17 protein-coding genes are annotated in these 20,441 nt (G+C 62.0%); 5 read left to right on the forward strand and 12 right to left on the reverse strand.

Features of this window, described 5'->3' with window-relative positions; translation table 11 throughout:
* Nucleotides 1-75: 75 nt before the first annotated feature.
* The 11 genes from EXZ61_RS18460 to EXZ61_RS18515 all read right to left on the reverse strand — a co-directional run bounded on the left by EXZ61_RS18460 (nucleotide 76) and on the right by EXZ61_RS18515 (nucleotide 15,167).
* The gene (locus EXZ61_RS18460) at nucleotides 76-1,431 is read right to left on the reverse strand and encodes a HAMP domain-containing sensor histidine kinase (protein ID WP_142813202.1); all 1,356 of its coding nucleotides are present in this window, start codon (nucleotides 1,429-1,431) and stop codon (nucleotides 76-78) included.
* On the reverse strand, nucleotides 1,428-2,126 hold the full coding sequence (locus EXZ61_RS18465) for a response regulator transcription factor (protein WP_142813204.1): 699 nt from the start codon (nucleotides 2,124-2,126) through the stop codon (nucleotides 1,428-1,430). Before EXZ61_RS18465 ends, EXZ61_RS18460 begins: the two co-directional genes overlap by 4 nt.
* Entirely contained in the window at nucleotides 2,108-2,416 is a 309-nt protein-coding gene (locus EXZ61_RS18470) for a hypothetical protein (RefSeq protein ID WP_142813207.1), read from the reverse strand. Before EXZ61_RS18470 ends, EXZ61_RS18465 begins: the two co-directional genes overlap by 19 nt.
* Nucleotides 2,417-2,422: 6 nt before the next feature.
* A complete protein-coding gene (locus EXZ61_RS18475) occupies nucleotides 2,423-2,905 on the reverse strand; it encodes a Spy/CpxP family protein refolding chaperone (protein WP_142813209.1) in 483 nt (160 codons plus the stop codon).
* 398 nt (nucleotides 2,906-3,303) lie between these two features.
* Complete coding sequence (uvrA, locus tag EXZ61_RS18485) at nucleotides 3,304-9,882, reverse strand: excinuclease ABC subunit UvrA (protein WP_237219002.1); 6,579 nt, start codon at nucleotides 9,880-9,882, stop codon at nucleotides 3,304-3,306.
* Between the two features lie 140 nt (nucleotides 9,883-10,022).
* A complete protein-coding gene (locus tag EXZ61_RS18490; protein WP_142813211.1) occupies nucleotides 10,023-10,502 on the reverse strand; it encodes a hypothetical protein in 480 nt (159 codons plus the stop codon).
* 87 nt (nucleotides 10,503-10,589) lie between these two features.
* A complete protein-coding gene (locus EXZ61_RS18495; RefSeq protein ID WP_142813213.1) occupies nucleotides 10,590-10,778 on the reverse strand; it encodes a hypothetical protein in 189 nt (62 codons plus the stop codon).
* Nucleotides 10,779-10,871: 93 nt separating this feature from the next.
* A complete protein-coding gene (locus EXZ61_RS18500; RefSeq protein WP_142813215.1) occupies nucleotides 10,872-12,635 on the reverse strand; it encodes an MFS transporter in 1,764 nt (587 codons plus the stop codon).
* A 169-nt stretch (nucleotides 12,636-12,804) separates the two neighbouring features.
* The gene (locus EXZ61_RS18505) at nucleotides 12,805-13,461 is read right to left on the reverse strand and encodes a 2-hydroxychromene-2-carboxylate isomerase (protein WP_142813217.1); all 657 of its coding nucleotides are present in this window, start codon (nucleotides 13,459-13,461) and stop codon (nucleotides 12,805-12,807) included.
* Complete coding sequence (locus EXZ61_RS18510) at nucleotides 13,458-14,234, reverse strand: YbaK/EbsC family protein (RefSeq protein WP_237219003.1); 777 nt, start codon at nucleotides 14,232-14,234, stop codon at nucleotides 13,458-13,460. The genes EXZ61_RS18505 and EXZ61_RS18510 overlap by 4 nt, the downstream gene beginning before the upstream one ends.
* Before the next feature lie 24 nt (nucleotides 14,235-14,258).
* A complete protein-coding gene (locus tag EXZ61_RS18515; RefSeq protein ID WP_142813222.1) occupies nucleotides 14,259-15,167 on the reverse strand; it encodes a hydroxymethylglutaryl-CoA lyase in 909 nt (302 codons plus the stop codon).
* Nucleotides 15,168-15,297: 130 nt separating this feature from the next.
* Here EXZ61_RS18515 and EXZ61_RS18520 point away from each other — a divergent pair, with 130 nt between their 5' ends.
* The 5 genes from EXZ61_RS18520 to EXZ61_RS18540 are packed head-to-tail and all read left to right on the forward strand — an operon-like array spanning nucleotide 15,298 to nucleotide 19,767.
* Nucleotides 15,298-16,005 carry an energy-coupling factor ABC transporter ATP-binding protein gene (locus tag EXZ61_RS18520; RefSeq protein ID WP_237219004.1) on the forward strand — a complete coding sequence of 236 codons (708 nt, stop codon included), beginning with the start codon at nucleotides 15,298-15,300 and terminating at the stop codon, nucleotides 16,003-16,005.
* A 3-nt stretch (nucleotides 16,006-16,008) separates the two neighbouring features.
* On the forward strand, nucleotides 16,009-16,602 hold the full coding sequence (locus EXZ61_RS18525) for an energy-coupling factor transporter transmembrane component T family protein (RefSeq protein WP_142813226.1): 594 nt from the start codon (nucleotides 16,009-16,011) through the stop codon (nucleotides 16,600-16,602).
* 29 nt (nucleotides 16,603-16,631) lie between these two features.
* Nucleotides 16,632-17,198, forward strand: coding sequence for a biotin transporter BioY (locus EXZ61_RS18530; RefSeq protein ID WP_142813228.1), 567 nt, complete (start codon nucleotides 16,632-16,634; stop codon nucleotides 17,196-17,198).
* Nucleotides 17,198-18,613, forward strand: coding sequence for an AMP-binding protein (locus EXZ61_RS18535; protein WP_142813230.1), 1,416 nt, complete (start codon nucleotides 17,198-17,200; stop codon nucleotides 18,611-18,613). Before EXZ61_RS18530 ends, EXZ61_RS18535 begins: the two co-directional genes overlap by 1 nt.
* Entirely contained in the window at nucleotides 18,592-19,767 is a 1,176-nt protein-coding gene (locus tag EXZ61_RS18540) for a thiolase family protein (RefSeq protein ID WP_142813233.1), read from the forward strand. The genes EXZ61_RS18535 and EXZ61_RS18540 overlap by 22 nt, the downstream gene beginning before the upstream one ends.
* Here EXZ61_RS18540 and EXZ61_RS18545 read toward each other — a convergent pair.
* A complete protein-coding gene (locus EXZ61_RS18545) occupies nucleotides 19,764-20,441 on the reverse strand; it encodes a nitroreductase (RefSeq protein WP_142813235.1) in 678 nt (225 codons plus the stop codon). The two genes, EXZ61_RS18540 and EXZ61_RS18545, sit on opposite strands and share 4 nt — an antisense overlap.

A 20,441-nucleotide genomic window follows, 5' to 3' on the forward strand; every position in this document is an offset into this window, starting at 1 on the left:
GCCCTCGCGCCCATCCAAACTGCGCAAGCAGCTACGTTTTGCATAGCACATCGCGCAGCTCTGACAAGCCCTGCCCTATGCCGCAGGCAACGTCACGCTAACTTCCAAACCGGGGCTAGCGTTACGCACGGCGAAGGTGCCGCCGTGGGCGGTGGCGACCAGTTTGCACAGGTACAGGCCTAGGCCTACGCCGCCGCCTTCGCGGGTGCGGGCGGCGTCGGGGCGGTAGAAGGGTTGGGCGAGTTGGGGGAGCTGGTCTTCGGGCACGCCGGGGCCGTGGTCGCGCACGGTGATGTGCACGCTGCCGTCTGTCTGCAGGTGCACATGCACCTCGGGTACGGGCGCGTCCGTCGGGGTGTGTCGCAAGGCGTTTTCCAGCAGGTTGCGCAGCAGCAGGCGCATGCGGGTGCGGTCTAGCGCTAGCAGGGGGATGTGGGCGTCCACCTGCGTGTGGACCAAGGGGTTGCCGTCTAGCCCGGCCACTACTTCGCTCACCACACTGGCCAAGGCGGTGGGCTCGCGCTGCAAGGCCACGTGCGGGCTGGCCAGGCGCTCGCTCTCCAGCAGGTCGGTCACCAAGTCGCGCATCACGCCCAGGTCTCGCAGCAGGGCTTCGCGGCTGGCTTGCAGCTCGGGGGTTTCGGGCAGCAGCTCGGTGTTGAGCCGCGCGCGGGTGAGTGGGCTGCGCAGCTCGTGGCTGATGGCCAGCAAGAGCGCGCGCTTGGCCTCCAGCATTTGGTGGATGTCAGCGCCCATGGTGTTGATGGTGGTGGCCAATTGGCCCAGCTCGTCTTGGCGGTGGAAGTGGCGCACCGGTATGGCTTGGGCAAAGTCGCCCCGGCCAAAGCGCTGGGCACCGTCGCGGATGTCGTCCAAGGGGCGCAGCATTCTGCGAATCTTGAGGTAGGCCAGGGCAATCAGCACGAGCAGCACGCCCAGGGTGATCCACCCGATAAAGCGCGGGCGGTCGTGCCAGGCCTGCACGTTCAGGCCAAAGCGGATGGTGTGGCCATCGGCAGTGGTGCGCTCAAAAAAACGGGGTTCGTCTTGTTTCCAGCCTTCGTCTGTGCGCCAGTGGGCGTCGTAGTCTGGCTCTTTGGGGTGGCTGCGCCAGTTCACCTGGGGGCCGCTGATGCGCACCGACAGCGGCAAGCGCGCGACCAGTGCTTGTGCGGCTTCTACACGCGGGGGGCTGCCAAGGTCGGCGGCGAGCTTGTCCACATAGTCAGTGACCAGCGGGCGGGCGGCATCGCGCCAGCCAATGGAGAGCGCTGCCTGCATGCCAAACACAAAGGTGGCCGCCATGGCCAAGGCCAGCACAAAGAACAAGGCCACCATGCGCACACGCAGCGAGTGGGCCAAGGCGTGGCGCGCGCGGCGGTGCCAGCGGCCCTCGGTCGACGGTGCTTGGGGCTGTGCTGTGCGGCTCATGGTGCGGCTTTGGCCAAGGCCAGGGTGTAGCCCGCGTTGCGCAGGGTTTTGATGCAGTCCAGCGGCTCTAGCTTTTTGCGCAAGCGGCTCACCACAATGTCGACGGCGCGGGTGTAGAACTCAGCGTCCACGCCGCGCAGCTGGTTCAAGATGTCGTCCCGGGTAAACACACGCCCCGGTTGCGCGGCCAGCAGGTGCAGCAGGTCAAATTCGGTACTGGTGAGCTCTAGGGCTTGGCCCTGTCGCAGCACGCTGCGGGTCACAGGGTCTAGGCTCAGGCCATCAAACACCAAGGCGGTAGATGGCGTATTGCTGGGCGCAGCAGCAGCAGGGGCCACACGGCGGCGCAACACGGTTTGCAAGCGGGCCACCAGTTCACGCGGCTCAAAGGGTTTGGGCACATAGTCGTCAGCACCCAGCTCCAGCCCTACCACACGGTCCATCACCTCGCCACGCGCGGTGAGCATGATGATGGGAATGTCGCTCTCTTTGCGAATGGCGCGGCACAGCGCAAAGCCATCCATCTCGGGCAGCATGACATCCAAAATGGCGGCGTCTAGGCCACCCAGTTTCAGGCGGGCCAAGCCCTCGCTGGGCTTGAGCGCGCACTCCAGTGCCATGTCAAAGCGTTGGAAATATGACGCCAGTGGTGGGCCCAGTTGCGCGTCGTCGTCAATCAAGAGGATGCGGTGCATGGCGCATTCTCCCACCAGCTGTGGTGGCGCATGATGAGCTCCCGCACCCGCCGCTGCTGGGCGGCGGCCAGTTGGTCAAAGTGGTCGGCCGCTTGCTGCACCGTTTGCACCACTTGGGGCACATAGCCCGGCTTGCGCTCTAGCAAGGTGTGGGCATGCTCCCGGTCAAACCGGGGGCCCCACACCAAGGCCAAGACCTCGGCATGGGGCTCGTCATAGCCCTCCAAAATAACCGCACCGTAGGCACGCAAAGGTGCCACCAAGTCGCTTCGGCTCAAAGTGCTTGGCATGGTGGTTTAGCCCCGGTGAAACCAGCCGCCGCGGTGTTCCATGTAGTCGCGTACCTTTTGTTGCTGCGCGGGGTTCAGGCTGTCGTAAAAGTCTGCCAGCGCGGCAATCACCTCAGGGCTCTTGGTTTGCAACACGGTGGTTTTTTCAGTCACCAAGTTTTGCGCACGGGTGCGGTCAAACTTGTCGCCAGCTACCAGCGCTTTGAACTCTGCGCGCGGGTCGGGCGTTTGCCCGATGAAGGCAGTGCGTTGGGCATACAAGGTGTCGCCCAGTGTGGCCAGGCGCTTCTTTTGGTCTTCGTTCAGGTCCAGCTTGCTGGCAGCGCGGTCAACCATTTTGTCGCGCATTTGGCTGTACTTTTCAGGACTCATAGTGGAGCCATAGTCGCGGTCACGGTGGCCACAGGCACTGAGACCACCAATCAAGATGGTGGCACCCACGATGCCAAATACGGTGCGTTTGAAGTTGCGTTTAAAGAAGTGTTTCATAGCGGTCTTTCGTGTGTCCCAAAGGACGTGTTGAACATGACCGCAATGGTGCGCTTGGCGTGTAGTTACCGGGTGTCGGCGGGGTATCGCTTTGTTTCGGTTTGTTTCAGGGGGCGCAAGCAGCCTGCTGACGGCTACACCTTGCTGCAGAGAGTCAAGCCCTCTATATCCGTGGCGGACTCATGCACACCGCTGGTTACGACCACCTAAAGAGCTTCTCCGCCAGCGGCAAGCTGGTGGGGATAGCCAACATAAAAGTTGGTCGCCCTGGTCACGCAAACAGCTGAGGAGGTCCACAAGGCCGTCCCCATGCACGGTGTGTTGGCACGCCTTCAGAACGCCCCGTAAGAGCCTAGACCGGCTGCCCCGGCTACAAACACCAAGTTCATCGAAGACGACTACCGCGCCAACACCGCCTCCAGCGCCTTGCCGGTGTGCGTGCCCAGCTTGACCACGTCTTCCGGCGTGGTGGCCGCCACCACGCGGCCTCCGCCGTTGCCGCCTTCGGGGCCGAGGTCTAGCACCCAATCGGCTTCGGCGATCACATCGAGGTCGTGCTCAATCACCACCACGCTATGGCCGCCGTTGACTAGTCGGTGCAGCACATGGATGAGCTTTTCAACATCTGCCATGTGCAGGCCCACCGTAGGCTCGTCCAGCACGTAGAGGGTGTGCGGCACCTTGTTGCCGCGCTTGCCCACGTCGTCGCGCACCTTGCTGAGTTCGGTGACCAGCTTGATGCGCTGAGCTTCACCGCCACTCAAGGTCGGGGAGGGCTGGCCCAGTGTGAGGTAGCCCAGGCCCACGTCTTTGAGCAGTTGCAGCGGGTGGGCGATGACGGGCATGGCGGAGAAGAAATCGACCGCATCGTCCACTTCCATTTGCAGCACATCGCCGATGTTTTTGCCGCGCCAGGTGACGGCCAGCGTCTCAGGATTGAAGCGCGCACCTTTGCAGGTTTCGCACACCACTTTCACATCGGGCAAGAAGCTCATGCCAATGGTGCGCATGCCCTGCCCTTCGCAGCTCGGGCAGCGGCCTTCGCCAGTGTTGAAGCTGAAGCGGTTGGACGCATAGCCACGTGCCTTGGCTTCCAGCGTGTCGGCAAAGAGTTTGCGGATGGTGTCCCAAAAGCCGATGTAGGTGGCGGGGCAGGAGCGCGGTGTTTTGCCAATCGGCGTTTGGTCCACTTCGAGCACGCGGTCTATGGACTCATAGCCCGTTACGCCTTCGCAGCCCAACCAGTCGATTTTTTCACCGGCCTCCAGCGCATCGCGGCCTGCTTTGGTACTGCGCTTTTGCACTGCGGTTTGCACGTTGGTCAGGAGCACGTCACGCGCCAGGGTGGACTTGCCGGAACCGCTGACGCCGGTGATGGCCACCAAGCGCTTGAGTGGGACATGGGCGGTGACGCCTTGCAGGTTGTGCATGGTGGCGTTGTTGACCGTTAGCCAGTCTAGTTTCGGTTTGTACGCCTTTGTGTTTGCTGAGCTCGCAAAGGGTAGCCCGGCGGTGGGCTCCTCATACGCTTGCTTCGCAAGCTCGAAATCGTCACCCGCCGCCGGGCTACCCTCTGCTGCGACGGACATTTGGGCGGTTCTACGATCCGCCAATGCGGCGTATTCGGCGGCTACTTTGGTGCGTTCCGCAAGTTCGGTGTTAGCGGCTGCACTGTCCAGAATGCGCGCCGCTTCAACCGCTGCTTTCTGTGCCTTAGCACTGAGTTTCTTAGCAGGCTTGCTACCACCCGCGGCGGAGGTGCTTGCGCCGGAAGCCGATTTGGAGCTCGCATCGCGAGCGTATGAGGCGCCCGGCGTAAGCGCCTCCGCCGCGTCGAGCGCCAATGTCTCCGCATGGCTAACCATTCCCCTGCGGACAGCCAAAGGATGCTGCATTGCGTGCAGCAGGTATCGCCCTGTCTGCGACTCAGGCGCGTTCTGCACGTCCGCCACAGACCCTTGCGCTACCAAACGACCGCCACGCTTACCCGCGCTAGGCCCAATGTCGATGATGTGGTCCGCATGGCGAATGGTGTCTTCGTCATGCTCCACCACCACCAGCGTGTTGCCCTTGTCGCTCAAGCTTTGCAAGGCCCCCAACAGAATCTTGTTGTCCCGCGCATGCAGGCCGATGGTGGGCTCGTCCAGCACGTAGCACACGCCCTGCAGATTGCTGCCCAATTGCGCGGCCAAGCGGATGCGCTGTGCCTCGCCACCCGACAAGGTAGGTGCGCCACGGTCTAGCGTGAGGTAGCCCAAGCCCACCTCTTCCAAAAACTCTAGGCGGCTCTTGATTTCTGGAATCAAGTCGCGGGCGATGTCGTTTTCGCGCTGGCTCAAACGGCCGTGGGTTTCCAAGGTTTGCACCCACTTGCGAATGTCGGTCACGCTCAAACGGGCCAGTGAGGTGATGGCCACACCGTCCACCGCCTCGGTACGCACTGCGCCCGCATCGCTGGCGAGCTGGAAGCCAAAACGCACGGCGCGCGCCGTGGCGTTCAGGCGGGTGCCTTGGCAACTTGGGCACGCGGAGTCCACCAGGTCTTCGATATCGGCCTCGGCAAAGGTTTGCTCGCGGCCTTGGTTGTCGTCGTCTTTGACCGAGTCATCAAACACCTTGCGCTGCTCTTTGGTCAAGGCCACGCCGGTGCCCACACAGTCAGGGCACCAGCCGTGCTTGCTGTTGTACGAGAAAAGGCGCGGGTCTAGCTCGGCGTAAGAGGTGGAGCACACCGGGCAGGCCCGCTTGGTCGAAAACACCTGCACCTTGCCAATGCCTGCGGTGGGAGCCCCGCTCTCCAGCGCTGCTTGCAAGCCCGTCAAGCCGTGCAACACATAGACCACGCCCTTGCCATGCTGCAAGGCCACGGCCAACGCGGCGCGCAAGGCGGTTTCTTGTGCGGGGTTGACGTCAAGGCTGGCCACGGGGAGCTCAATGTTGTGCTCTTTGAACCGGTCAATGCGCGGGAAGGCGGTGGTGGGCAAGAAGTTGCCGTCCACGCGCAAATGCGTGTAGCCACGCGGGCGCGCCCAGTCGGCCAACTCGGTGTAAACCCCTTTGCGCCCCTGGACCAAGGGCGCGAGCAGGCCGATGTGCTGGCCACGGTAGGTTTTGAGCAGCTGCGCGGCAATGCTGTCTGCCGTTTGGGGCGCAACCGCCGTGCCGTCGCGGATGCAGTGCTGGGTGCCCAACTTGACGTAGAGCAAGCGCAAGAAGTGCCACACCTCGGTGGTGGTGCCCACGGTGGACTTGCGCCCGCCGCGCGAGAGCCGCTGCTCAATGGCCACAGTCGGCGGTATGCCGTACACCGCATCCACCTCGGGCCGCCCCGCCGGTTGCACGATGGAACGGGCATAGGCGTTGAGCGACTCCAGGTAGCGGCGCTGGCCTTCGTTAAACAGAATGTCAAACGCCAAAGTGGACTTGCCCGAGCCAGACACACCAGTGACCACACTGAACTTGCCACGCGGAATATCAACACTGAGAGATTTGAGGTTGTGCTCCTTAGCATTAACAATGCGAATGGAATTCGATGCGTCAGCGAGCATGCCCCCGGAGGCGGATGGGCTTGCGCCGGAAGCCGATTTCGAGCTCGCACCGCGAGCGTATGAGGCGCCCGGCGCAAGCCCGTCCACCGCAGCGAGAGAAGGAACACTGCCAAGCAAATACTTAGCCGACGGCTCCGCCACCGCATGCACCGCCCCCATGGCTGTGGCGTACTCGCGCAAGGCTTGGCCCGTATGCGAGGTGGGATGCTTTGCCACCTCCGCCGGGGTGCCTTCCGCCACCACCAAGCCACCGCCCTCGCCGCCTTCAGGCCCGAGGTCAATCAACCAGTCGGATGCGCGAATCACATCCAGGTTGTGCTCAATCACCAAAAGCGAATGCCCGGCATCCAAGAGCTTGCGCAAGGCGCGCATGAGCTTGGCAATATCGTCAAAGTGCAAGCCCGTGGTGGGCTCATCCAGCATGAAGAGTGCGCCACGCTTGGCCGTGGCTTGGCGGCTGGCGCTGCTGCTCTTGGCGGCCTCGGCCAAAAAGCCTGCCAGCTTAAGGCGCTGCGCCTCGCCCCCCGAGAGCGTAGGCACGGGCTGGCCCAGCTTCACATACTCCAGCCCCACATCCACAATGGGTTGCAGCGCGCGGATGATGTCGCGATCCGAGCGGAACAAATCCGCCGCTTCACTCACAGTGAGGGCCAGCACGTCCGCCACATTGAGTTGGCGCGCAGGGCCACCAGCCGGGGCGCGGTCAATCGTGACTTCAAGGATCTCGGGCCGGTAGCGCTTGCCATCGCAGTCGGCGCAGCGCAAATACACGTCGCTCAAGAACTGCATTTCAATATGCTCAAAGCCTGAGCCGCCACAGGTGGGGCAACGCCCATCGCCCCCGTTGAAGCTGAACTTGCTGGCCGTGTAGCTGCGCTCGCGGGACAGGTCAGCCCCGGCAAAAATTTCGCGAATCGCGTCCCACGCGCCCACATAACTCACGGGGTTAGAACGCGCGGTTTTGCCAATGGGCGACTGGTCTACAAACACCACATCGCTGAGCAAGTCTGCGCCCAGCAAACGGTCATGCGCGCCGGGCGTCTCAGTCGCTTTGCCAAAGTGGCGCAAGAGGGCGGGCGCCAACACGTCTTGCACCAGTGTGGACTTGCCCGAGCCGCTCACGCCCGTGATGGTGACCAAGCGCTGCAGCGGAATCTCTACCGACACATGGCGCAGGTTGTGTTGGCTGGCGCCTTCCAAAATCAAGCGTGGCGTGCTATCGGCCACCAGGCGCTGAAAGCCCAAGCCCACTTGCTTGCGCCCGCCCAGGTAGGCACCGGTCAAGGTGTCCGCGCCTTTGAGGGCTTCGGTAGAGCCATCAAACACAATTTGGCCACCCTTTTCGCCCGGGCCGGGGCCCATGTCGATCATGCGGTCGGCGGCGAGCATCACCGCCGGGTCATGCTCCACCACCACCAGGGTGTTGCCCGCATCGCGCAGGCGCTGCATGGCGGTGATGATGCGGTTCATGTCACGCGGGTGCAGGCCAATGCTGGGCTCGTCCAACACAAACAAGGTGTTCACCAACGAGGTGCCCAGTGCTGTCGTGAGGTTGATGCGCTGCACTTCACCGCCACTCAAGGTGCGGCTCTGGCGGTCTAGGGTGAGGTAGCCAATGCCCACATCGCACAGGTATTTGAGGCGGGTGCCCACCTCTTCAAACAAGAGCTTGAGGGTTTTGTGTTCGGCCTCGGTTGCTGGACTTGTCTCCGACTGGGCCGAAGGCAGGGGCACGCCAGATGCCTCACTCGGAGCGAAGTCTTCCGAACGCAAAGCGGAGCCTGTGGTATCGGCAGGGGCCGACTTCGCAATCGCGAAGCGAGTGTGTGAGGCACCTGCCGGTGCCACTGGCTGCGCCCCCCCTTCCGCCACATACGCCCCAAGGTCCACTTGCAGTGCATCAAAAAACCGCTTCAACCGGTCCAAGGACATTTGCATCAAATCATGCAAACACAAGCCAGGCAAAGCCTCTAGCTGCGCACGCGTCCACTGCACGCCCAGCGGCATAAAGCGCTGGGCGGGTGCCACTACAGCGTCAGCCTGCGCCTTGGTACCAATACGCCACAGCAAACTCTCAGTCTTCAACCGCGAGCCGCTGCAAGTAGGGCAGGTGGTGTAGCTGCGGTACTTGGACAGCAGCACCCGGATGTGCATTTTGTAGGCCTTGCTCTCCAGGTACTCAAAGAACCGGTAAATCCCGAACCAGTGCTGGTTCCACTTGCCGTTCCAGTTGGGCGAGCCGTGGATCACCCAGTGTTGGTGCTCAGGCGTGAGCTTGTTCCAAGGCGTGTCGCGCGGAATGCCTGCGGCCTCGGCGTGGCGCATCAAATCGTCTTGGCACTCTTGCCACGCGGGCGTTTGCATGGGTTTGACGGCACCGCCGCGCAGGGTGAGGTTGACGTTGGGAATGACCAGCCCCAAGTCCACGCCCACCACCCGGCCAAAACCACGGCACACTTCGCACGCGCCCACGGCCGAGTTGAAACTGAACATGGAGGCAATGGGGTCGGTGTAGCGCAGGTCACTTTGCGGGCAGTGCAAGCCAGTGGAAAAGCGCCAGGTGGGCGTCTGCTCACTTGCTACATTTTCAGTAGCTGCTTGCGGAGTATCCATGGGCGCCAAGGGCATATTTGGCTCTGCAGAGCCACTTTCGGGCAGCACATAGACGTTCAAACGCCCACTGCCGCGCTTGAGCGCCAGCTCAATGGCTTCGAGCACGCGGGTTCTTTCGACCTTGTCGATACGGAAACGGTCCGCCACCACATCCAGCACTTTGCGCCGGGTGCTCGCGGGCGCAGCGGCCTTCGCTTTGGCCTTCTTTGCAGCGGAGGCTTCGGTAGCAGCTTGTGGGTTCAGCGGTGCATCCACAAAGCGCTCGGCATGCACGCGGGTAAATCCGCTGGCGCTGAGCCACTGGGCCAGTTCTTCGGCGGAGGTGTCTGCGGGTAACTCCACCGGAAACGTGAGCACCAAGCGGGGGGACTGGGCTTGCTGTGAGCGGCGCAGCAACTCTGCGTAAATGGTCTCAGGCGTGTCGTGCTGCACGGGCAAGGCGGTGACCTTGTCAAACAAATTGCCTGCGCGGGAGTACAGCAGCTTGATGTGGTCGTTGAGCTCCGTCATGGTGCCTACGGTGGAGCGACTGGAGCGCACCGGGTTGGTCTGGTCAATGGCAATGGCGGGGGGCACGCCCTCGACCTTGTCGACCGCGGGCTTGTCCATGCGGTCCAAAAACTGGCGGGCGTAGGCGCTGAAGGTTTCTACGTAGCGGCGCTGGCCTTCGGCATACAGGGTGTCAAACACCAAGCTCGATTTGCCCGAGCCGCTGGGCCCGGTGACCACCGTGAGTTCGCCGGTGCGAATGTCGAGGTCCAGGTTCTTGAGATTGTGTTGACGCGCTCCGCGAATGCGGATGGTGCCTTGTGCCATGGTGAGTGCTCTCTGCTAGGGGGAGAGCCATTCTAGGCAGGTTTGCGCCCCAAGCTGGCTTGAAGGGCAATGCGCTTGGCAAGCGCTAGCCACATCTAGCAAGGCCTAGCTTGGCCCTGCATATTCGGCTTTTTGCCCGCTTAGCCGTTAAGCGCGCGGTCTAGCTCTTTGCAAGCCTTGGAACCCAGCGCTTTGTGGATTTTGGGGAATACGGCCAACAAGCCTTCATACCCGTCGGCAGACTCCACCGCTAAATTCAGTAGGTAGCCGCTCAGGCCCATAGACGCCACCAGTTGGGTGGCAATGGGCATGGCCTCGGTGTAGCGCTCTTGGGCGGAGCGGTTGCTGCGCAAGGCAACGGTGCCATCCAGCGCGGTCCATTTCACAACTTTGTTGTCAACTGGCGCGAAGAGAGGCTCTGGTGCTAAACCAATCAAGCCTTGGGCCAGCAGGTGGTCCACATCCGATTGGGTGGCACCCAAGCCCGCAGACGCGGCCAATACTTGCTCCACGGTTTTTACCCCATCAAACAAGATGAACATGGGCCGCTGGCGTGGACTGATCAGGCCTGAGCGCTCTTTAAAAGCCTGCTGCCCCGTCTCCGTTTTGATGTATTTCATGCCTCATTTTAGGCACGAAAAAATCCTAGTTACCCTAGGGTTTTAAGCAGGCCACTAGGCGTTTGCACCTAGAAGCATGCCTTAAGTTCACTTTGGCGCGTCCGCCTGTGCGGGACTTGGGGCGGCCGGTGCTGGGGCGGCAGCTGGCGCAGCAGCAGGCGCGTGGGTTTCTTCAATGCCATGTTTTTCGCCACTCATGTCGATGTCCCCGCCTTTGCTCAAGATGAACAGCGCCAAGCCTGCAAAGAGGGCAAATCCGACTGCAATTTTCCACATAACCATTCCTCAAAAAAAAAGGGCCCCGGGGGGCCTGTTAAATACCCCAGCGCCTTGCAGCGCCGGGGCCGTTCTCACTCACTCAACCAGCCTTCAATCGTTGGCGTAGATGTCAACGTCTTTGGTTTCTTTGATGAACAAGCCACCAATCACCACGGTAGCACCCGCAATGATGATGGGGTACCACAAGCCGTTGTACATATTGCCGGTCTGCGCCACGATAGCGAAGGCAGTGGTAGGCAACAAGCCACCGAACCAGCCGTTACCGATGTGGTAAGGCAAGCTCATGGAGGTGTAGCGGATGCGGGTTGGGAACATTTCCACCAGCATGGCGGCAATCGGGCCGTACACCATGGTCACCAAGAGCACCAAGTAGGTGAGGATGATCACGACCTTGACTTTGTCGAACTTGGCCATGTCAGCCTTGGCAGGGTAACCAGCGGCCTTCAAGGCAGCACTGAGGTTGGCACCTAACAAGGCACCGTTAGCGGTCTTCTCACCGCTCAGGTCAGCCACAGACTTCTTGGCAGCAGCCACGGCTTTTTCGTCCACTGGATTAGCCGCAGACACTTCGGCCAACTTGGCTTCGGCTTTCGCCTTGGCTGCGGCAATGTCTTCTGGGCTGTACTTGACGTTCACCACAGTTTCACCCACCTTGATGACAGCGGGTGTACCTGCAGGGGCAGCCACGTTCTCATAAGACACGGAGGCGCCAGCCAAACGTTGCTTGGCAATGTCGCAGGTAGAGGTGAACTTCTTGGTACCAGTGGGGTTGAACTGGAAGGAGCACTCAGCAGGGTCAGCAGTCACAGTGACTTTGGCAGTTTGTTGTGCTGCGTATAGGTCAGGATTGGCTGCTTTGGTCAACTGCTCGAACACGGTGAAGTAAGTCAAGGCGGCCAACAAACAACCCGCCAAAATGATGGGCTTGCGGCCAATCTTGTCAGACAGGGAGCCGAACACAATGAAGAAGGGTGTACCAATGATCAGCGAGATCGCGACCATGATGTTGGCCGTAGGGCCGTCCACCTTCAAGGCTTGCGTCAAGAAGAACAAGGCGTAAAACTGACCGGAGTACCACACCACGGCTTGCCCAGCGGTCAAACCGATCAAGGCCAAGATGACGATCTTCAGGTTTTTCCATTGGCCGAAGGATTCGGACAATGGCGCCTTGGAAGTCTTGCCTTCAGCTTTCATCTTGGTGAACGCGGGGGACTCGTTCATGCTCAAACGGATGTAGACCGAGATACCCAACATGATCACGGACGCGAGGAACGGAACGCGCCAGCCCCAATCGGCAAACGCGTCTTCACCGATTGCGGTGCGCGTTCCCAAAATCACCAGCAAAGACAGGAACAAGCCCAGCGTCGCGGTCGTTTGAATCCACGCGGTGTAGGCGCCACGCTTGCCTTGTGGCGCATGCTCAGCCACATAGGTCGCCGCACCTCCGTATTCACCACCCAAAGCCAATCCTTGCAGCAAACGCAGGATGATCAGGATGACGGGGGCCGCTACGCCGATGGTGGCGTAGTTAGGCAATATGCCCACGATAAAAGTGGACAAGCCCATGATCAAGATGGTGACCAAGAAGGTGTACTTGCGACCGATCATGTCGCCCAAGCGGCCAAACACCAGCGCACCGAACGGACGCACGATGAAACCTGCAGCAAATGCCAGCAACGCGAAGATGAAGGCAGAGCCTTCGTCCAAGCCGCTGAAGAACTGCTTGGCAATGATGGCTGCCAATGAACCGTACAGGTAAAAGTCGTACCACTCGAACACCGTGCCGAGTGAGGAAGCGAAGATCACTTTCTTCTCTTCCCCAGACATCGGCCGTGGGGCTGCTGCTGTTGCCATAGTCTCATCTCCAAATCGTTATAGGGCCACCGACATGGTGACTTAGGCCTATTCTTGGAGTGTGGACTGACCCTGCTCTGACGCGAAACCAACAGAGACTTGCGTCAAACTGACTGGGGTCTGACGGTTTAAGGTGCAACCCTTAAACACTTTTTCACATCATGGCAATTCAAGGGGTCCGCAAGGGTATTCCCGAGGGAATGTGCTGCGCTGCATTCCAGTGTGTGTCAGCTTCGTTGTCAGCAAACCAAGGGTCTCCAGCAAGGTAGCTGCGCAACATGGGCAAGGCATCGAAACCCCAGAACACTTTGCCGTCTACTTCAAAGGCAGGCACTCCAAACACTTGCGCGGCAATGGCGTCGTCCGCATAGCGTTTGAGCAGGTCCTTCACCTCTTGGCTGTTGGGATCTTGCGCTGGTGCCAACGTGGCGGTCAACGCGTCGATGCGCTGGGGCTCAAGCGCATCGGCACCACCCCGCCACACATGGTGAAAAATGGTTTCGCACACGAGGCGGTTGGGCACGCCTTGGGGCTTGGCAGCAATCGCCAGACGCAGTAACGCCAGCGGATTGAACGGATGTACCGCAGGCATGTCGAAAGGGATGTCTTTGCTGTGCGCCAGCCACTGCACATGGCGGTAGATCCAGCTGCGTTTGGGCGGCACTTCGGCAGGCCCCAACATGGCATTGTGTTTGAGCAGGCCGCCTAGAAAAACGGGTTTGTACGTCACGCCATAACTCAAGCCCATGAGCGATGCAGGCAGACTCTCGAACGCCAAATAGGCATAGGGGGAAATGAAGTCCAAATAAAAGGTGATGTGCTTCATAGGCTCGCTTGGCTTGGGCTTGGGTTGAATGCATCGGGGTGGGTTTGGCGCAGTCGCTGTGTCACCGCCGCCCACATCGTTTTTTTACCTGCATCGTCGCTGCGGCCCCATTCACGGATGTCGTCAATCGTGCGAAAACAGCCCTCACACAGGCCGCTTCCTGTGTCCATGCGGCACACATTGACGCAAGGACTTGGCACGTTTTCGGCCATAGCGCTTATGGTGATTGCGCGAGCAGCTAGCGTTTTAATAGCAAAAGCACGGGCTTGCGCATCCAAGGGATTCTCTGCTTCAGGCGCTTCCACCACCTGGGCCACGGGTGCACCTGTCAGGGTCACCAGGTCTTGCGGCTGCAGCTTAAAAACCGCATGCGGGTGCCCGGCAGCGGCCCACACCTCGTCAAAGCGAAACAGGTCTTGGTCGATCAGCGTCACCCCCGGCTTGGCGTGGGCAATCGGGCTGACGCCGCCAATAGAAAAGCCCGTGCGATCTTTCACAAACCCGGCGTTCGCACGCCCCAGGGGGCCCACCAAGGCGGCTACTTTGGCTTCGTCCACACGGCGGTCGCCCGAGGTCACCACCAGCACGGCCACATCGTCTTCGATGCGCTTAAAGATGATGCTCTTGGCAATCTGGCCCACGGCCACGCCCAAGGCGTCAGCCGCCTGTTGCGCGGTGCGCGCTGCGCCATCCAGCATGACTGGACTATGGGGATGGTTTTTGGCTTGCAGTGCAGCAGACACGCGCTGCACGCCTTCGGGTAATTCAGTCAATTCGGCTCCACACATTCTTTTCAATCATCCGAGGCGTTGGGTCAGCAAGGCATTGGCCGCCCGCGAGTGCGGTTTGCGCCCCAAAAAGTCGCTGATGAACTTGCCTGCATCGATCAGCTTGTCGAGATCGATGCCGGTCTCAATGCCCATGCCGTGCAGCATGTAGACCACGTCTTCGGTTGCGACGTTGCCAGTAGCCCCTTTGGCGTAAGGGCAACCGCCCAAGCCCGCCACCGACGTGTCGAAATGCCAAATACCCATCTCCAATGACGCCAAGGTGTTGGCCAGTGCCATGCCATAGGTGTCGTGGAAATGGCCGGAAACTTGATCCACCGCATAGTGCTGCAGGGTCGCCTCCAGCGCGCGTTGCACCTTGAGGGGAGTACCCACGCCAATGGTGTCGGCCACGCCCACATGCTCCACGCCGATATCGTGCATCAGCTTGGCGACCAGCGCCACGCGCTCGGGCGCAATCTCGCCTTCGTAGGGGCAGCCCACCGCGCACGAGATAGCGCCGCGCACCGCAATGCCGGCGGCCTTGGCAGCCGCTGCCACCGGGCGGAAGCGCTCAATGCTTTCCTCAATCGAGCAGTTGATGTTCTTCTGGCTGAAGGCCTCGCTCGCCGCACCAAACACCACAATCTCGTCGGGTTGGGACAGCACCGCCGCTTCATAACCCTTCATATTGGGCGTGAGCACCGAATAGCGCACGCCCGCGCGGCGTTGCACACCGGCCATGACCTCGGCGTTGTCGCCCATTTGCGGAACCCACTTCGGACTCACAAAGCTGGTGACTTCAATTTCCTTCAGGCCTGCGTCTTGCAGGCGGTGGACCAACTCCACTTTGATGCTGGCAGGGACGGGTTGTTTTTCGTTCTGCAGGCCGTCGCGTGGGCCTACGTCAATGATCTTGACGTGCTGGGGGGTATTCATAATGCGGACTCACAAGTTCAAACGCGGATGGGCATATTAAACCGCGAAGCCGCATGCCCTCTGGGAGGGCATTGGTATAGTCACCGGCTTTGCCTGGCGCATCCGCCCAGACTCCTACAAGGTATCTGATTTGCTAAGCATCTCCAACGCCGTCCTGAAGCGGGGCACGACCCCAGTGTTCGACGGCCTGACCCTGCAACTGAATGAGCGCCGCATTGGGCTCATTGGCGACAACGGCGCCGGCAAAAGCAGTCTATTTCGCATGGCCTGCGGGCTGGAAGCACCCCAAAGCGGATCGGTCACCGTGCAGGGGCTTGTGGCCTTTCGCATCAACGCCCAGCGCCCCAATCTCGTGGGCATGATGTTCCAGAACCCGGACGATCAGATCGTCTTCCCTACCGTGCAGGAAGAGCTCGCTTTGGGTCTGACCGCCACGGGCATCCCTAGGCGGGATGCGATTGCCCAAGCCCGCACCTTCTTGGCCACCCGGGGTTTGGCCGCATGGGCCGAACGTGCCATCAGCAGCCTGAGCCAGGGCCAGCGCCAACATGTGTGCTGGCTGGCCATTTTGCTCAGCCAACCCGCGCTCATCCTGCTCGACGAGCCCTTTGCCAGCTTGGACCTGCCGGGCCAGGCCTTGCTGCATGAGGACATCGCCCAAGCCCCGCAGCAAATCATCGTGTCCACCCATGTGCTGGAGCATTTGCGCGGCTGTGACCGCGTGGTCTGGCTAGACCACGGCCGGGTGCGCGCCGATGGCGCTGCCGATACTGTGTGCGAGCAGTACCGTGCCGATGTGGCCACGCGCATCCGCAAGCGCACCGCTACCACGGGCTAAACCATGGGCAGCCTTTATAGCGAGCACCGCACCTGGCTGCACGCCGTGCCCGCCGGCTGGAAGCTGGGCCTGTTGGTGGTCTTAAGCACGGGCATTTTTTGGATCACGTCCCCAGCTTGGCTAGGGGTCGCGTGTGCGCTGTGCGTAGGCATGTACCTGTCGCTGGGCAAAGCCATGGCCCAAGGCCGCAGACTGCTGCGTGGACTGCTCATCGCGGCCGCATTGGTGCTGGCATTTCACGCCGTGCTACAGCAACCGATGGTGGGCGTAGTCAGCGTCTTGCGCATGGCCAGCGCCTCCTTGCTGAGCATTGCCCTCACCCTCACCACGCGCAGCGGCGAGCTGCAAGACGTGTTGGAGTGGCTGCTCAAGCCCCTGCAGCGGCTCGGTGTGCGCCCCGACCGGTTTGCCCTGCAACTGGCGCTCATGCTGCGCTTTATCGAACACTTTTTTGTGGTCTGGAAGCGCTTGGACGATTCGCACCAGCTGCGCACCGGCAAAGCGGGTGGTTTCAGGCTGCTGGCCCCCCTGACCATTCAGCTGCTACAAACGGCACGCCGCGTGGCCGATACACTCGACGTCCGACTGGGCAAATAGCCCACATTTTTTTTGTTTCATTGAAGACTATGCAACGTAACCACTCTCTCGCTCTCGTCGCCCTGTTCGCCGCATTGATGGCCGTTCTGGGCCTGATCCCCAAAATTGACCTGCCCTTGGGCGTGCCTATCACCTTGCAAACGCTGGGTGTGATGCTGGCGGGTTGCTTGCTGGGCCCGCGCTTGGCATTGCAAGCGCTGCTCTTGTTTTTAACGGCGGTGGCTATTGGGTTGCCCTTGTTGTCTGGCGGACGTGGCGGCTTTGGCGTGTTTATGACGCCATCGGCGGGCTACCTGCTGGCCTGGCCCGTGGGTGCCTTGGTCACTGGCTTGCTCATGCGCAGCTTGCCCGCTGGCTCGCCACGCAGTGTTGCCACCAGTGCGTTCATTGCTTCGGTCGTGGGTGGTTTGTTGGTGATTCACGCCTCTGGTGTGGTGGGCCTCATGGCCATTGCGGGCATGAGCCTCAAGCAAGCCCTGATCGGCACCAGCGCGTTTGTGCCTGGTGACTTGATCAAGTGCGTGCTCACCGCTGTGGTGTGCCACACCGTGGCGCGCGGCCTGCCCGACTGGAAATTCGGCAAACAAGGCGCCTGATGCCCCAGACCCCGGAGCTGGTGCACAGCCGGCTATCCCACTGGGCCCGGGACCGGGGAGCGGCCTTCGCCATCCAAAGCGAGGCCGGCAACATCACTTTCGCGGAGTTGGCGCACCAAGTGCAGGCCCATGCAGAGGCCCTTTCCAGCAGCCATGCCCCCGCCACGGTGCTGCAAGACAGCAGCCTGCCACTGCCCCAACGCTTAAGCGCTTTTCTGGGCACCATCGCCAGTGGCCGCTGCGCTGCCGTGAGCGACCCGGCTTGGCCAGATAGTGTGCTGGCTGCCGTGCGCTCCAGCCTGCCGGATACGCCCTGCGACATGGGCGCACCGACCCCACTGAGCCCCTTCTACACCGGCTTCACCTCCGGCAGCACCGGCCTGCCCAAAGGCTTTAGGCGACACCACCGTTCATGGACCGAGAGTTTCGCGCTGTGCCTGAGCACCTTTGGCGAAGCCGCATCTACCCGCATCCTCGCGCCGGGGCGGGATTCGCATTCGCTCTTTCTCTTCGGCATGCTGCTCGGCTTATGGACGGGCGCAGGCGTGGTGGTGCAGGAGCAGTTTTCTGCGTCTGCAGCACTGGCCACTTTGGCCACGGGGCACACACCCTGCCTGGTCGCGGTGCCCAGTCAGTTGCTGCTAATACTGGAGTGGGCCGCCCACCGCCAACTGCCCCCGGTGCGGGGCGTGCGTCTCATCCTGATCAGCGGTGCGCGTTGGATGCGCAGCCGCACCCCGGACTTGCAAGCGCTGTTTCCCGAGGCGCGCATCATCGAGTTTTATGGTGCCTCCGAGACCAGCTTTATCGCCTGGACCGAGTCCCACTCCGACCTGCCCGACCAGGTGGTGGGCCGCCCGTTTGAAACCGTAGAGTTAGATGTACGTGGTGCCACACCGGACAGCCCGGACGGCCTGATCTATGTGCGCAGCCCCATGGTGTTCATGGACTATGTGGGCGCGGCCCAGGACCACACGGCCGCCCTGCGAGATGGCGACTGGGTCTGTGTGCGAGACCTGGGGCACCTGGACGATCAGGGCCGCTTGTGGGTGGCCGGGCGCGAAAGCCGCATGCTGGTCACCCTGGCCAAAAAGCTGTTCCCTGAAGAACTAGAAGCCGTGCTGGAAGCCCACCCCGCCGTTGCCCGCGCCTCGGTGCATGGGCTGCCCGATGCCCAGCGTGGTGTGCAGATTGTGGCCATCGTTCAGTGGGCGACAGGCGGTGAACAAGCCGACTTGCCTGCGCTGCAAGCCTGGTGCCGCAGCCGGTTGGAGGCCTTCAAAGTGCCACGCCACATCTGGGTGCATGCCACATGGGCCTTCACCGCCAGCGGCAAGACGGACCATCCGGCACTAGGCCGCACCCTGCCATCGCACCCGCACGAGGCCGCACCATGCCTGACAGCCCTGCGTTAATCGCCGCCTGGGCGCGCAGTGCGGTCGCGCCGCACGGTGGCGCCTTCCGTAACCTACACGCCCATGAGATCGCAGCCCCCGTGCTACAAGCGCTGCTGCAGCGCGCCGGTCTACCGGCCAGCGCGGTGGAGGCCGTGGTCATGGGCAATGCCTTGGGCGCTGGAGGCAACCCCGCGCGCATGGTGGCGCTGGCCGCCGGACTACCGGACCGCTGCGCTGCGTTTTCTATAGACACCCAATGCTGCGCCGGGCTGGATGCCGTTGCCATGGCCGCCGGGCTGCTCGCCAGCGGCCAGGCCGAGGTGGTGGTGGCCGGGGGCGTAGAGGCCTGGAGCCGTGCGCCCATACGCCAACACCGCCCCTTGGTGGCCGGCGAGCCCGCCGTCACTTTTGAGCGCCCGGCTTTCGCCCCCGACCCGGCGCGCGACCCCGACCTGCTCCAAGCCGCCGCTGACTATGCCGCCGCACACCGCATCAGCCGGGCGCGGCAAGACGAATATGCCTTACACAGCCATGCGCGGGCGATCACCCACCGTGCCCTATTGGCCCCAGAGATCGTGCCGGTTGCAGGCTTGCACTTCGATGCCTACCCTCGCGCCATGCGCCCTTCCGCCGCAGCCCGGCTGCCGGTGCAAGCCGTGGGTGATGCGATAGATGCCAACGCAGCGGCGGAGGACTGTGCAGTCAGCACCCTGGCCATTTCCACCCGTGCCGATGGGGCGGCGATGGTGCTGCTGATGACAGAGGCCGCAGCGCGCAAGTTTGGCATTCGCCCCGCTGCGCAGTGGCGGGCCAGCGCGTCCCTAGGCATGGACCCTGCCATGCCCCTGCTGGCGGCCGAAGCCGCCACACGTGCCGTGCTGCAGCGCGCGGAACTGCCAGATGTGCACGCCTGCGACGTCATGGAACTGCATGATGCGTTTGCCGTGCAAGGTTTGACGTTTTGCGACGCATTGGGTCTGGATGCAACCATGCTCAACCGCCTGGGGGGCGGCATTGCGCGCGGGCACCCTATAGGCGCTTCGGGCGCAATCGCATTGGTGCGGGCGCTCTCAGATTTGCAGCGCTTCAATCACCTCCGCGCCTACGGCTTGGCCGCAGTGGCCGGCGCGGGTGGCATCGGTGCGGCCACGCTGGTGCAATGGCTGGGCTAGCCGACTACCTTGAAAAAACTGTCTACATCGATGCGGCTGGTACGGGTTTGGTTGACCACCGCATTCGCATCTGCAAAACCGATGGCCACGCCGCACACGATGTGACTGTCCGCCCCCAGGCCCAGGTGGCTGCGCACCAAGTGAGGGTAAGACGCCAGTGCACCAATCGCACAGCTGGCCAGCCCCCGAGACTGCGCAGCCAGCAAAAGACCATACAGCGCCATCCCCAAGTCCATAAAGCTGCCACTGCCCAGGCCCCGCTCGATGGTGACGACCAAAGCAACGGGCGCATCAAAGAAGCGGAAGTTGCGCTCAAACTGCTGGTCGCGCCCGGCGCGGTCGTCGCGGGCAATGCCGATGCTGTCGTACAGCGCACGCGCTGCCGCCACTTGGCGGCGGCGCAAATGGCCGGGCATGGGGTCGGGGAAATAGCTGTAGTCCTCGGCCTCGGCACTGCCCGCGCGGTAAGCCGCCGACATGGCCTGCGACAGCCCTTCGCGCACCGCGCCACGCACTTGGACAAAGCTGCCCGGCTGCAAGTTGGCACCGCTGGGGGCCAGCCGCGCATTGACCAACAGCGCACGCAGCAAGTCATCGGGCACCGGCTGATCCGTAAAGCCACGCACCGAGGTACGCGCACGCACCAAGGCAGTAAAGGCATCAGTCCCTGTCAT

The organism is Rhodoferax aquaticus, from assembly GCF_006974105.1.
GTDB classification, from domain to species: domain Bacteria; phylum Pseudomonadota; class Gammaproteobacteria; order Burkholderiales; family Burkholderiaceae_C; genus Allorhodoferax; species Allorhodoferax aquaticus_A.